This is a genomic window from Draconibacterium sediminis, from assembly GCF_000949475.1.
Taxonomy (GTDB): Bacteria; Bacteroidota; Bacteroidia; order Bacteroidales; family Prolixibacteraceae; genus Draconibacterium; species Draconibacterium sediminis.
In genome coordinates this window covers 248,577-262,169 of record NZ_JRHC01000004.1, presented here as the reverse complement: position 1 = coordinate 262,169, position 13,593 = coordinate 248,577, and the positions used below count along the sequence as shown (strand labels likewise).

Here is a 13,593-nt window from a genome sequence, read left to right as displayed (position 1 = left end):
AAATTACCATTAACCAATTAATAACCACTTTTTTATACGGCATTTGAAACCTTAATTTGTAACGTTCGATTTTCGAACAACAGACAGAACATAACATAATATTATTAAATGAGAACATATTCTTCGAAATTCCTTGCCTCACTGGTTGCCTTTATTTTAACCTTGCTGGCCTTTGGAATCGCTTTGCTGGCACACTACTTTGGCGAGAATATTTTGGTTATAACCATTTCTACAGTAGCCTTTTCTGTAGCCGCCTACTTTTCCATTTTATACATTATTAAGAAATACATTATCGATCGTATCCGCCCCTTGTATAATACCATTCGCGATTTGCCACTGAGCGGAAAGAAAATGGAGGAAAAAATCGACTCGAACAGTTTGCTTTTAAACGTAAAAAACGAGGTTGAAGAATGGGCCAAAACGCAATTGAAAGAAATTGAGCGACTTAAAGAGCTGGAGAAATACCGCAAAGATTTTGTAGGAAACGTATCGCACGAATTAAAAACACCAATTTTTAATATCCAGGGATATGTTCTTACGCTTTTGGAAGGCGGCCTGGAAGACCCCAAAATCAATAAACTGTATCTGAAACGCACAGAAAAAAGTATCGACCGTATGGTATCGATTGTTGAAGACCTGGAATCGATCACCAAACTGGAATCGGGAGAGTTGCAGCTAAACATGACCCGTTTTGATATTGTAAAAACCGTTGAGGAGGTTATTGAAATGGAACACTGGCAAGCTTCGGAAAGCCAAATCACAGTGCAGATCATTAACAAACCCGACAGGCCCATTTATGTGCGTGCCGACAAAAAGCGTATTCTCGAAGTAATTACCAACCTTATTGTTAACGGCGTAAAATACGGCAAACAAAACGGTTACGTAAACATTTCATTCCACGATTTAGAGGACAATATAATTGTTGAGGTTGCCGATAACGGTATTGGTATCGAGAAAAAAGATCTTCGACGTATTTTTGAGCGCTTCTTCCGTGTCGACAAGTCGCGTTCGCGCGAGCAAGGTGGCACCGGACTCGGACTTTCGATTGTAAAACACATTATCGAAGCTCATAATCAATCTATTAACGTACGAAGTGTGCTCGACCAGGGAACCACATTCAATTTTACACTCGAAAAGCAAAAGTAGCCCAATCAAAACTTTCCGTAAAAAAAACCGTAAGAGTGGCTATTAATTTGTATTTTGGTTCGATTAAGCACTATTTTAGATTCGTGTTTATTTTTTGTTTAAAGGAAAGTTAATTGTTCTGTAATAAGCAGCATTTACTTTTGTCAAGAATTTTATGTTATGAGTGAAAATCAATTTAAAGTTTTACTGGTTGATGACGAGTTGGATATCCTCGAATTTCTGAGTTACAACCTTGAAAAAGAAGGATACGAGGTATTTACTGCCCGAAATGGTGCGGAAGCAATAAAGGTTGCAGAAAAACAGTTACCCCACCTCATTATACTCGACGTAATGATGCCGGAAATGGATGGAATTGCCGCGTGCGAAGAGCTTCGGAAAATTCCGGCACTGAGCAGCACCGTGATTGCCTTTTTAACTGCGCGTGGCGAAGACTATTCGCAAATTGCAGGTTTTGAGGCCGGAGCCGACGATTACATCACCAAACCGGTTCGCCCAAAAGTATTGGTTAGCCGCGTAAAAGCACTGCTAAAACGTACCGGCGAAGCTACACAACCTGTTGAAGTGGTTGACACCAACACCGTAACAATTGGCAACCTTCTTATTGACAAAGAACGCTACCTGATTCGTATTGGCGACAACGAAATGATATTGCCAAGAAAAGAATTTGAACTCCTTTCGCTTTTGGTTTCGAAACCCGGAAAAGTATTTACCCGCGAGGAAATTTACTATTCGGTTTGGGGCGAAAACGTTGTGGTTGGCGACCGGACAATCGATGTTCATATCCGCAAACTACGCGAAAAAATCGGCAACGAGCACATTAAAACGCTCAAAGGAATTGGTTACAAATTTGTTGAATAACAAAGATTAAGATATTATAACGAAAGGGGCTTTTTAAAGTCCCTTTTTTTTGTCTCTACTCACTGGAAGTCCTTTTTCGGCTATAGGAAAAAGGATTAAAAAATGCCACCACTGACTGATAAGAAACTAAAAATATAGATGATGAGTTACTGAGAAATCGTTTGATCACACAAAATAAAGCACCAGATAAAGTACAATAAAACCAAGCCCGTAACCGGCCACCAACTGTTTCAGATCGTGTTTACCAAGAATAAGCCGTGCAGTTCCGATTAAGCCCGATAGCAAAACAACTATTAAAACCGAATAAACCGGGTTCACGCCGTTTCGGAACGACAGTGCAAACAAGGTTCCGCTTAAACCTCCAATGGCTGCCATGTGGTTACTGATTTTCCATTTTAGCGAAACAACAAGCAACACAACAAGCACCAGCACCGATGCCAGCATAAACAATTTAAACTCGGGAACAGCCTGTACCTTTCGTAATAAAATAAAACCGAGGTAGTAAAAAACCGATGCACTTAATAGCGGGATTAAACGATCGCGGTTGCCGGGCATATTAATATCAAAACGCGGATTTAGCGAAAGAACTGCCACTGAAAGCATAGGCAAAATACAGGTAGTAAAAAACACTACCAACAACACAAAACGTTTGGCTTCCCACAAAAGTAAATCGAAATAAAATCCGGAATTCAAGAGCAGAAACATGCCAATGGTCGGAATCAATACCGGGTGAAATATTACAGATATAATTCGTGCTATTTTCTCCGACATCTTATAATTCTTTTCGTAAACGCGCTACCGGTACTCCCAGCTGCTCGCGATATTTTGCAACAGTTCTTCGCGCAATATTGTATGATTTTTCTTTAAGAATTTTGGCCAGTTTCTCATCGGTAAGAGGTTTACGTTTATCCTCTCCTTCGATACATTCCTGCAGAATTTTTTTGATCTCGCGTGTTGAAACCTCTTCACCGTCGTCTTTTGCCAAACCTTCGGAAAAGAAATATTTCAGCGGGTAAATTCCAAAATGCGTTTGAATGTATTTACTGTTCGAAACCCTTGATATGGTTGAAATATCAAGCCCCGTTCTTTCGGCAATGTCTTTTAAAATCATCGGACGAAGTTTTGTTTCGTCGCCTTCCTGAAAATACTCTTTCTGAAAGCTGATAATCTCCGACATGGTAAGCAACAGAGTCGTTTGCCGCTGGTGTATGGCATCGATAAACCATTTTGCCGAATCCAGTTTTTGTTTCACAAAAGTTACCGCTTCTTTGTCGGTTTTTTGTGCCTTCTGGTTCTGGCTCATGGTTCTCAGCATCTCGGTATAGGTGTCGTTGATTTTAAGCTCCGGAACGTTTCGCTGGTTTAACGAAAGACTCAATTCCCCGTCGACCAATTCCAGAATAAAATCGGGAACAATATGCTGATTTGATTTATTTAAAGGATTACTGTAAGAACTGCCCGGTTTGGGATTTAATTTAAGTACCTCGTCGATACCCTTTTTTAGCTCCTCATCCGAAAGCTCCAGTTTTGTTCTGATTTTATCGTAATGCTTTTTTGTGAACTCCGGGAAATAGTCTTTTACAATGGTTTTAGCCAATTGAAATCCCTTGTCCTCTTTCCGCTCCAGTTGCAGCAATAAACATTCGCGTAAATCGCGTGCTGCAATTCCGGGAGGATCAAAATCCTGAATAGCCAATAAAATCTTCTCCAGTTTTTCCTCCGGAACATCGAGGTTCATATTAAAGGCCAAATCATCGCTGATGGCCATTAAATCGCGGCGGAGGTATCCGTCGTCATCAATGTTCCCGATAATATATTCGGCAAGTTGCTGCTCCTCATCATCCAAATCGGCCAGCCCCAGTTGTTCATGCAAAAATTCATGAAAACTTGTACCTACCGAAAACGGCACATCGATGTATTTATCGTCTTTTGAATAATTATTTACGTTTAACTTGTAGGTTGGAATTTCCTCGTCTTCGTAATAATCGTCCATCGAAAACTCTTCGTTGTCAACATCCGTATTATTATCCTGTCCATCATCCATTTGGTCGACATCCGACGAGGGATTATCCGATTCCAATTCCAGAACCGGATTTTCTTCCAGCTCCTTTTTAATCCGCTGCTCGAGTTGCATAGTTGGGATTTCCAAAAGTTTGATCACCTGAATTTGCTGAGGTGATAACTTTTGGAGCAGCTTCTGTTGTAGTGATAGTTTTTGCTCCATAATCCCAATTGTTACCTCCGTAAAAATAACATTTTTTTCGGAGTAGCTTTTCTAAATTACACCATCAAAATTCAGCATTTTTAGGTGCACGCGGAAAGGCAATTACATCGCGGATGTTGCCCATTCCGGTAACAAAAAGCATAAGACGCTCGAAGCCAAGGCCAAAGCCACTGTGCACTACCGAACCAAAACGTCGCGTATCAAGGTACCACCACATTTCCTCTGTCGGAATATCCATTTCCTCCATACGTTTTGTCAGCTTTTCAAGGTCTTCCTCACGTTGCGAACCACCAATAATTTCGCCAATGCCCGGAAACAATACATCCATTGCTCCAACAGTTTTACCGTCGTCGTTCTGTTTCATGTAGAACGCTTTAATGTCTTTCGGGTAATCGATAAGAATTACCGGACACTTAAAGTGTTTCTCTACCAGGTAACGTTCGTGCTCGCTTTGCAGGTCAACGCCCCAGTCAACCGGGAACTGGAATTTTTTCTTTTTATAAGGTTTCGAGTTTTTCAGAATATCAATTGCCTCGGTGTATGGCAAACGTATAAAATCGTTTTTCAGAACAAACTCCAGCTTTTCGATCAAATCCATCGAGCGCTGGTCCTGAGGTTTGTTTTTCTCCTCTTCTTTCAGTCGCTGAGCCAAAAACTGCAGATCGTCCATACAATTATCAAGCGCATACTGAATACAGTATTTCAGGAATTCTTCCGCCAGGTCCATGTTGTCTTTCAGATCATAAAAAGCCATCTCAGGCTCGATCATCCAGAATTCTGCCAGGTGACGTGTTGTATTTGAATTCTCGGCGCGGAATGTTGGGCCGAAAGTATAAATCTCGCCAAGCGCCAACGCACCCAACTCGCCTTCCAACTGACCGGAAACCGTTAGGTTAGTAGCTTTTCCGAAAAAGTCCTGGCTGTAATCTACCTCTCCTTCTTCGGTTAACGGCGGATTTTTTGCATCCAATGTTGAAACACGGAACATCTGTCCGGCTCCCTCGGCATCGCTGGCCGTTACAATTGGCGTGTGCAGGTAGTTAAATCCTTTTTCGTTAAAATATTTATGAATGGCAAATGCCATCGCGTGCCGGATACGAAAAACTGCACTAAAAGTATTGGTACGGAAACGCAGGTGTGCATTTTCGCGCAAGAATTCCAGCGAGTGTTTCTTTGGCTGGATCGGATATTTTTCAGGATCAGCTTTTCCGAGCAAATCAATTGATTTTGCGTTCAGCTCAACATTTTGACCACTTCCGGCTGATTCAACCAATTCTCCGGTAACTGCAATTGCAGCTCCGGTTGTTATATCGCGTAATAGTGCTTCGTCGAAACTTTCAACATCAACCACCACCTGAAGATTATGAATGGTAGATCCGTCATTCAACGCAATAAAATTTACATTTTTACTTCCGCGTTTTGTCCTCACCCAACCTTTGGCAACAACTTCGCTGCCTGTTTCTCCATTCTTCAGAATCTCTTTAATTTTCAAACGTGCCATGATGTTTATTTTTTCTGCCTTTAATTTGTCTGTTCAGCTTTTTACAGCCTTTTAACTTTTCGAATTTTGAGCTTACAAATTTATACTTTATTAGCAATTATGTAACTGTAAGAAACATTTTCGTCCTATTTTTAATACTTACGTGAAATAAACTGACCCTACGAATCAACTTCTTTATGCTGAATTAACAGGAAGCCCTACAATTCCTGAAAAATGTGCCTTCGGATAAAATTTTATTATCCACGCAAGTTTTTAAGTCCGGCCGTGTCAAACCAATGATATAATTTAATTCAGACGGTAAAATGAAAATCACAGAGGACATAAAAATAAGCGACAACGGATTTGTTTTCAACTCACGAACCGGCGATTCATTCAACCTGAATCCTTTCGCATTGGAACTCATGAAAAATATTGAAGCTGAAAAAAGCTTTGATCAGATTAAAACGGAAGTTATGGAGAAATACGACATTGATGACCTTTCGTTTGAAAAGGATTTTTACGAATTCTGCGCGTTGTTAAAGCATCACCAAATTGTTTTACAAGACAATCCGCTCGATTTCAAATAATAGTCATGAACAAGCAAAAAATCACACTTGCTGTAACCGGATTGAACAACACCGATAATCCGGGGGCCGGTGTACCATTTATTCGTGGCATAAAAGAATCGGAAGCGTTTGATGCCCGCATTATCGGGCTGGTCTACGAAAACCTGGAACCGGGAATTTACATGGAAAACCTGTGCGACCGAATTTTCCAGATACCTTATCCCTCATCCGGTTCGGATGAATTGATTGAGCGTATTGAAAATATTCATCAACAGGAACATATCGATGTTCTTATTCCAAATCTGGATGCCGAACTTTTTTCTTTTATGAAAAATGAAGGGCGATTGCGAAGCCGTGGAATTCAGACTTTTCTACCCAACCTGAAACAGTTTCAGGAACGAGAAAAAGACAAACTTCCGGAATTTGGCAAGAAATACGACATTAAGGTGCCGGGAAGTATCAACATGAGTACTCTGGGGCAGATCAAGGACCTTGAAGACAAATATAATTACCCGGTGATGATAAAAGGCCAGTTTTACGACGCTTATGTAGCTCACAACGAAGAACAGGCAAAACAGGCTTTTCATACGATCGCATCGAAATGGGGATTTCCGGTAATTGCACAGGAATTTGTGAAAGGAACCGAGGTAAACGTTATTGCACTGGGCGATGGAAAAGGAAATACTATTGCCGCTGTTCCCATGCGTAAACAGTATATTACCGATAAAGGAAAAGCCTGGGGTGGCATTACACTTGCCGACGAAAAGATGATGGAACTTACCCGTTCCATTATTTCAAAAACAAAATGGAAAGGCGGAATGGAACTCGAATTGATAAAAACCAATGGTGGCGAATATTACCTCATCGAGATTAATCCACGCGTTCCGGCCTGGGTTTACCTCGCCGTTGGTGCCGGTCAAAATATTCCCGAGGCACTTGTAAAACTTGCTCTCGGAATGGACGTACAAGCGATGACAAAATATAAAATCGGGAAAATGTTCGTCCGCTATTCGTACGATGCCATTGTTGACCTCGAAAAATTTGCGGCCATATCAATGAATAAGGAAATATAAAACTCAGAAATCATGACAAAATTAGTATACGAAAAACCTGTAATCAGCAAGATTACAGCTGGCATACCCTCCAAATTTGGATTGCCTACCAGGCAAAAGTTTATTCCTGATATCGACGGGATTCCGGTTGAAAAGATCATGGAAGAGTACGGTTCTCCGGTATTTGTTCTTTCAGAAAAAACGATGCGCAATACCTTTGCCCAAGCCAAACAGGCTTTTGAAACCCGCTACCCGAAAGTACAGTTTGCATGGTCGTATAAAACAAACTATCTAAATGCTGTTTGCAGCATTTTTCACGACCAAGGTGCCTGGGCAGAAGTAGTTTCTGCTTTCGAATTTCAGAAAGCACTTTCGCTGGGCGTTAACGGTTCAAATATCCTTTTTAATGGCCCCGAAAAATCGGAAGAAGATTTAAAACTGGCCATTGAACACAATGCCTGCATCCATATCGACCATTTTGATGAACTGTATTTGCTGATAAAAGTTACCCGCGAATTGGATAAAAAAGCACGGGTGGCCATCCGCATTAACCTCGATGCAGGAATTTACCCCATTTGGGACCGTTTTGGTTTTAACTATGAAAACGGAGAAGCCTGGAATGCCATTAACCGGATTATGCTGGCTGAAAAACTTGATTTGATTGGCCTGCATACACATATCGGCACTTACATTATGTCGGCAAATGCCTATGCAGCTGCTGCATCGAAACTGGCCAACCTTTACATGGCAACGCATCGTAAGTTCGATTACTGGCTGAAATACATCGATTTGGGCGGAGGGTTTGCATCGAAAAACACATTGAAAGGTGCTTACATGCCGGGAACAGAAACCTGCCCGTCGTTTGATGAATATGCCGAAGCCATTTCAAATGCATTGATTTCCTCGGAAATCCCGCACGAAAATCTTCCGGTGCTGTTTTTGGAAACCGGCCGGGCACTGATCGACGATGCCGGCTACCTGCTGACAACTGTTTTGGCCAATAAACGATCAACTACAGGGCGGCGAACCATGGTAATCGATGCCGGAGTAAACCTGCTTTTTACCTCTTTCTGGTATAACCTGGGGGTTTATCCTACACGCCAACTATCCAGTCACCTGGAAGAAAGCACCATTTACGGACCGCTTTGTATGAACATCGATGTAATCCGCGATGCCATTAACTTTCCGCAGGTAAAAACCGGCGAAAAGCTGGTTATCGAACGGGTTGGCGCCTACAACATGACACAGTGGATGCAGTTTATTACTTTCAGGCCCAATGTGGTGATGATCGATTTGGAGGGGAAAATGCACATTGTTCGCAAAAAAGAGAATCTTGACACGCTTACAAGTCTGGAACAAAATCCGAAAAGATAAATGATTACATTTCCTTCCATAAAACGAAAAGAAATTGTTCAGTCGGTACTCAACAGCTACTCGCAGGTGTTTTTTTCAGGTTCGAATTTTTTGGCGGTGCTGTTGATCATTATCAGCTTTTTTGATTACGGTGCCGGTATAGGTGGCCTTTTGGCAGTGCTGGTAGCAAACCTGCTGGCCTATGGCCTGGGCTACAACAAATACCTCATCAGTTCCGGCATTTATGGATATAATGCTTTGCTTGTTGGCCTGGGAGTTGGGCTGTTTTATCAGCCATCTTTTGAAGTTTATGCGCTTATCGTTATTGCTGCCGTGGTCACGTTTTTTATTACCATTGTTTTTCAGGGTGTACTCGGAAAATACGGTTTGCCTTTTCTGAGCATTCCCTTTTTGTTTGGAATATGGATCGTGGCCTTGTCGGGAGGCGACCTTACAGCACTGAATATTAGCGAACGGGGCATATTTACCTACAACGAACTGTATGCTTTGGGCGGACAACATTTTGTTGATTTTTACGACTTTCTGGAAAAACACATTTCCAATTCATTTGTAAGAATCTATTTTCACTCGCTGGGAGCTATTTTCTTCCAAAGTCACTTGCTTGCCGGGATTATCATTGCCATCGGATTGCTTATTTATTCACGAATTACCTTCGTGCTATCCATTCTTGGTTTTTCGGTGGCCTTTCTTTTTTATCGATTGGTGGGCATCGAGTTTAGTTCGCTGGGTTATACGTTTATTGGTTTTAATTATATTCTTACTGCCATTGCTTTGGGTGGCTACTACCTTGTTCCGGGGCGCGTAAGTTTTGGCTGGATTATCCTGCTGTTACCGGCAGTGGTTTTAATTACCACCAGTACGCAACAAATTTTTATTCTTTTGCGTGTATCGGCCTATTCGTTACCCTTCAATATTGTGGTTTTAATGTTTTTATATGCTTTGAAACTACGTGAAAAACGACCACGAAAATTATTGGAGACTCCGGTGCAATTAGGCAAACCCGAAAAAAACCTTTACCTGTATTCTGGAAATTTAAAACGTTTTCCGGCTGCGTATCCGGTGTCGGCTACTTTGCCGTTTTTAGGCGAGTGGACCGTTAGCCAGGGACACAACGGCGAATACACACACAAAGATGCCTGGCGCCATGCCTGGGATTTTGTGATAACCGATCGGAACGGAGAACAATACAACGGCTCGGGCGATTTTCACGAAGATTATTTCTGTTTCGGGAAGGCAGTGCTGGCTCCGTTCGAAGGAACGGTGGTTGAGGCTGTAAATCACATTAAAGACAACACCATTGGCGATGTAAACACCAAAGAAAACTGGGGAAATACGGTCATCATAAAACACAACGATTACCTGTATGCCAAACTCAGCCACTTAAAATATCACTCGGTGGAGGTTAAAGCAGGCGACCAGGTAAAAAAAGGACAGTTGCTGGGCCGCTGCGGAAATTCAGGCCGCTCGCCCTACCCGCATTTGCACTTTCAGTTCCAGGTTACGCCTTATATTGGTTCCGTAACGCTCGATTATCCTTTTGGCAATTATCTGCTGAAAGAAAACAATGGCTATACACAGAAGAATTTTGAGTTTCCGAAGAAAGACGATATTGTAGTTAATCCGGTAAAAAACGAGATACTATCCAAGGCGCTGCATTTTATTCCCGGGCAACGTATGAATATTAGCGTTGAAGTTGATTCGCCAAAAGAAAAGTGGCAAAAAATGGCCGGCAATTTCTCGTGGCTGGTTCAAACCGATGTGTACAACAGCACTTTTATTAGATGCGACAAAGACCAGAGTCTGGCTTACCTCCACAACACCGACGAGCAGCATTATTTCACCAATTTTACCGGAACCAAATATTCGCCACTCTACTGGTTTTTTGTGGCGCTTTTTAATGTTCCCATCGGGTTCCTTGCCAATAGCCGAATTAATGATTCCATCCCGATTAACCTGATGTTTACAGGGGCACTAAAGTTCTTGCAGGATTTTATAGCACCGCTTTATCTCTTTCTGAATATCGATTATAAGCTTGTCATCAAAGATGCCGGAGATATTCTTTCATCGGGCGATGTGCAAATGAAGGCCGAAATCAACAAAAAGATACTTGGGAAAACGGTGAATACGTATGAGATGGAAATCAAAATATCGCAGGAGAATGTGATTCAGATTTCAGTGAATTTTAACGAAGCAAAGATCAATATAACATGTCAAAACGAATTGTAACAGTACTACTATTCATGGCTGTTTTTTCGGTATTAAATGCACAAACAAACTGGAATTATACCGAAGTAGACAAAAAGTCGTACGAACTTTTTCAGCAAAAAAAATGGAAAGAGTTGATTGAATTCAACAATGAGGCCTGCGAAAAAGGCATTGAATATTTCTATTTGCAGGCCCGCACCGGAATCGCCTGGTATAACCTGGGAAAATACCGGAAAGCCAGTAAGTGGTTTTTTAAAGCCTGGGAAAACGACCAGCATTTTGAGTGGCTGCAGGAGTACCTGTACTATAGTTTGGTGTATTCGGGCAGATATGTGGAAGCCAGCAAACTGGCAGTGGATTTTAGCAATGAATTACAACAAAAAATCAATTTCCAAAAAATGAAACCTCTGCAGATTGCTATTGAAGGAGGCTACAGCTGGAACCCCGATATTGAACAACTGCTGGGAAGCAACATGCATAACGATTTGGAAGTTGGCCCGGACTACGGAGAAGCTTTCTATTTTAAGAACTACCATTTTGAATCGTTGGATTACAGCCATCAAATTGCTCCGGGGGTAATTTTGAATCATAATCTAACGCATGTTGGAACTGACAAGATGGAGCAACTTTATTGGGGCTCGCATTATAATTTCCAGATCGATGTAAAACAAAATCAGTATTTCCTGAATCCGGTTTTTGCACTTGGAAAATTGTATTTTTCCCCGTCAATGAACATTACCTGGGGTAAATCGGCATTACTTCTGGGCAATTACGATCCAAATACCTTTTATACTTCAAACTATAAATTTTCCGATTACATTTTTACAACGTCTGTCTGGACCAACTGGGGTAATTTTTCGCCCGGCGCCGAAATTAACCTTGCCAATATTGCCAACGAGGGATTTAAACAAGCTTCGGCCTGGTTAACCATATACCCGCTTTCAAACAGTAATCTGTATTTAACTCCGCGTGTTTACTTTAAAAGCGACAACGACAACAGTTTTGGCTACAATACTTTTGGCCTGTCGGGAGGATTCCAGCTGGGACAGTTTCATTTTTACGGCAATTACCTGAACGGAGAAATGGAAAACTTTATCGAGTCGGGGGGGTATGTTATTGCCAATTTCCCGGGCCGTTCCACCCGAAAATACATGGGAAGTATTTATTTCCCTTTTGCTAAACGATACCAGTTTGTGGTGCGCTATCTGAATCAGGATGTAAGCGAACGGTACAGGGTTTACCAAAACGCCACCCTTTTTAACGAGAAAGCGTACAACTACATAAAACATACAATTACAGCAGGAATATCATGGAAATTTTAAGAAATAAATTACTGGCCCTATTGCTTTTTGCGGCAACGTCAACAAACGTTTTTGCACAGGCAAACCAGGAAGCTCTGGAAAGCGCTTTCGGAAGAAGTTACGAGTTTGAAAAAAACGGCGACTTTTCGGCGGCAATGGATCCGTTAAAGAAAGTTTACGATGAATCGTCGTATGAAATAAATCTGCGTTTAGGGTGGCTGAATTACAATGCCGGGCTTTTTGATGAGTCGGTTATTTTTTACAGCAATGCACAAAAACTAAAACCTTATGCCGAGGAATCACGTTTTGGTCTGATTCTTCCGCTGGCTGCACTGGGCAAATGGAATGAGGTTATCGATCTTTACAATAAAATACTTGAAATCAACCCGAACAATACGGTGGCCATGTATCGGCTGGGCCTGGTTTACTACGGACGAAAGGATTACGACAAGGCTTATCCTTTGTTTAAAAAGGTGGTCGACCTTTATCCGTTTGGCTACGATGGACTGTTGATGCTCGGATGGACCTCCTATTTTCTCGGAAACTACAACCAGGCAAAAGTACTGTTCAACAAAGTAAAACTATACAGTCCCAACGACGCTTCGGCAAACGAGGGATTAATGTTAATCAAGTAAAAACAGGATTGTTTATGTAGAAAGTTCTGCCCGAAAACCGGTAGCCGGATAAAACCAACCGCTGCCGGTTTTCGATTCGCTGTTTACCTGTTCCTGCATTTGGCTCCACCCTGGTTGCACACGCCACAAGCCCGCTGGCCCATTCTTTTTCCATTTTGGCCATGTTGTTGATTAGCTCCAACAATTTCGGCATAAGTTGCTTCCGATAAAACTTTTGGTGTATACTCCTGATCGCGAAACGACAAGTTGTGGGTAAATGCCCGAATATGATTTTCTGATCCCCACAACAGGTTTTCGTAAACTGTTGCGATTTGGCCTTCAGGTTTTGCTTCAAGCAGTTCCTGCAAATCTTTAATATCCACCTCTTCGATAAAAGCGCCAACCTCAAGTGCTGCCACCAACGATTCTGATCCTTTTGCAACGAGCGAATCATATAGTGCTGCCAGCTCCATATTTCTGAATTTTCCGGGTTCTTCATAAGCCGGATCCTCCAGCTTATAAGTTTCAAGCAGAAAACCTATTGCCTCAAAATGGCGGGTTTCGCTTCGGGTAATATTACTAAAAGGCATTAATTGCCATTTTTCGTAAAGTACGGTGTAAACATCGTGGGCGAGCTTTTCTTCTTCACGCATTAACTGTAAACCTGCCTTTTCTTCTTCAGTTAAAGAATTGGCAAACGTGGAGCCAAGGCTTACAAAAAACGTAAGCAAAAACAATGCTGAATAAAACTTTAATGTTTTCATTTCTAAGTA

At 41.7% G+C, this 13,593-nt stretch carries 12 protein-coding genes; 8 read left to right on the top strand and 4 right to left on the bottom strand.

The annotated features are described in order from the left end of the window. Positions 1-108 precede the first annotated feature (108 nt). Together LH29_RS15525 and LH29_RS15520 are read left to right on the top strand one after the other, a co-directional pair. A complete protein-coding gene (locus LH29_RS15525) occupies positions 109-1,146 on the top strand; it encodes a sensor histidine kinase (RefSeq protein WP_045031447.1) in 1,038 nt (345 codons plus the stop codon). 159 nt (positions 1,147-1,305) lie between these two features. Continuing rightward, positions 1,306-2,004, top strand: coding sequence for a response regulator transcription factor (locus LH29_RS15520; protein ID WP_045031446.1), 699 nt, complete (start codon positions 1,306-1,308; stop codon positions 2,002-2,004). A gap of 165 nt (positions 2,005-2,169) precedes the next feature. Here the strand turns inward: LH29_RS15520 and LH29_RS15515 are convergent, their stop codons facing one another. The 3 genes from LH29_RS15515 to asnS form a co-directional block, all read right to left on the bottom strand. Next, positions 2,170-2,775 carry a phosphatase PAP2 family protein gene (locus LH29_RS15515; protein WP_045031445.1) on the bottom strand — a complete coding sequence of 202 codons (606 nt, stop codon included), beginning with the start codon at positions 2,773-2,775 and terminating at the stop codon, positions 2,170-2,172. 1 nt (position 2,776) lies between these two features. Further along, positions 2,777-4,228 (bottom strand): RNA polymerase factor sigma-54, encoded by a 1,452-nt coding sequence (gene rpoN / locus LH29_RS15510; RefSeq protein WP_045031444.1) that lies wholly within the window; start codon positions 4,226-4,228, stop codon positions 2,777-2,779. Between the two features lie 64 nt (positions 4,229-4,292). Next, positions 4,293-5,729, bottom strand: coding sequence for an asparagine--tRNA ligase (gene asnS, locus LH29_RS15505; protein ID WP_045031443.1), 1,437 nt, complete (start codon positions 5,727-5,729; stop codon positions 4,293-4,295). Between the two features lie 302 nt (positions 5,730-6,031). Here asnS and LH29_RS15500 point away from each other — a divergent pair, with 302 nt between their 5' ends. From LH29_RS15500 to LH29_RS15475, 6 genes are read left to right on the top strand one after another with little or no spacing between them, the layout of a single operon-like run. Continuing rightward, entirely contained in the window at positions 6,032-6,295 is a 264-nt protein-coding gene (locus tag LH29_RS15500) for a PqqD family protein (RefSeq protein WP_045031442.1), read from the top strand. Between the two features lie 5 nt (positions 6,296-6,300). Then, positions 6,301-7,347 carry an ATP-grasp domain-containing protein gene (locus tag LH29_RS15495; protein WP_045031440.1) on the top strand — a complete coding sequence of 349 codons (1,047 nt, stop codon included), beginning with the start codon at positions 6,301-6,303 and terminating at the stop codon, positions 7,345-7,347. A 12-nt stretch (positions 7,348-7,359) separates the two neighbouring features. Beyond that, positions 7,360-8,700 (top strand): alanine racemase, encoded by a 1,341-nt coding sequence (locus LH29_RS15490; RefSeq protein WP_045031438.1) that lies wholly within the window; start codon positions 7,360-7,362, stop codon positions 8,698-8,700. Beyond that, entirely contained in the window at positions 8,701-10,926 is a 2,226-nt protein-coding gene (locus tag LH29_RS15485; protein WP_052671009.1) for an urea transporter, read from the top strand. It abuts the gene before it with no gap. Beyond that, positions 10,908-12,227: a tetratricopeptide repeat protein gene (locus tag LH29_RS15480; RefSeq protein ID WP_045031436.1), complete on the top strand. Its 1,320-nt coding sequence runs from the start codon at positions 10,908-10,910 to the stop codon at positions 12,225-12,227. Before LH29_RS15485 ends, LH29_RS15480 begins: the two co-directional genes overlap by 19 nt. Next, positions 12,215-12,841 carry a tetratricopeptide repeat protein gene (locus LH29_RS15475; RefSeq protein WP_045031433.1) on the top strand — a complete coding sequence of 209 codons (627 nt, stop codon included), beginning with the start codon at positions 12,215-12,217 and terminating at the stop codon, positions 12,839-12,841. Before LH29_RS15480 ends, LH29_RS15475 begins: the two co-directional genes overlap by 13 nt. An 83-nt stretch (positions 12,842-12,924) precedes the next feature. On the opposite strand, the gene LH29_RS15470 is transcribed toward LH29_RS15475, so the two are convergent. Continuing rightward, positions 12,925-13,584, bottom strand: a complete 660-nt coding sequence (locus LH29_RS15470; RefSeq protein ID WP_045031431.1) for a DUF2202 domain-containing protein — start codon at positions 13,582-13,584, stop codon at positions 12,925-12,927. Positions 13,585-13,593: the final 9 nt, after the last annotated feature.

Bases quoted from the DNA above. Each gene is read 5' to 3' on its own strand.
- LH29_RS15470 (WP_045031431.1), bottom strand. From the start codon at position 13,584: ATGAAAACATTAAAGTTTTATTCAGCATTGTTTTTGCTTACGTTTTTT.
- LH29_RS15490 (WP_045031438.1), top strand. From the start codon at position 7,360: ATGACAAAATTAGTATACGAAAAACCTGTAATCAGCAAGATTACAGCT.
- LH29_RS15480 (WP_045031436.1), top strand. From the start codon at position 10,908: ATGTCAAAACGAATTGTAACAGTACTACTATTCATGGCTGTTTTTTCG.
- LH29_RS15520 (WP_045031446.1), top strand. From the start codon at position 1,306: ATGAGTGAAAATCAATTTAAAGTTTTACTGGTTGATGACGAGTTGGAT.
- asnS (WP_045031443.1), bottom strand. From the start codon at position 5,729: ATGGCACGTTTGAAAATTAAAGAGATTCTGAAGAATGGAGAAACAGGC.
- LH29_RS15475 (WP_045031433.1), top strand. From the start codon at position 12,215: ATGGAAATTTTAAGAAATAAATTACTGGCCCTATTGCTTTTTGCGGCA.
- LH29_RS15485 (WP_052671009.1), top strand. From the start codon at position 8,701: ATGATTACATTTCCTTCCATAAAACGAAAAGAAATTGTTCAGTCGGTA.
- LH29_RS15515 (WP_045031445.1), bottom strand. From the start codon at position 2,775: ATGTCGGAGAAAATAGCACGAATTATATCTGTAATATTTCACCCGGTA.
- LH29_RS15525 (WP_045031447.1), top strand. From the start codon at position 109: ATGAGAACATATTCTTCGAAATTCCTTGCCTCACTGGTTGCCTTTATT.
- LH29_RS15500 (WP_045031442.1), top strand. From the start codon at position 6,032: ATGAAAATCACAGAGGACATAAAAATAAGCGACAACGGATTTGTTTTC.
- LH29_RS15495 (WP_045031440.1), top strand. From the start codon at position 6,301: ATGAACAAGCAAAAAATCACACTTGCTGTAACCGGATTGAACAACACC.
- rpoN (WP_045031444.1), bottom strand. From the start codon at position 4,228: ATGGAGCAAAAACTATCACTACAACAGAAGCTGCTCCAAAAGTTATCA.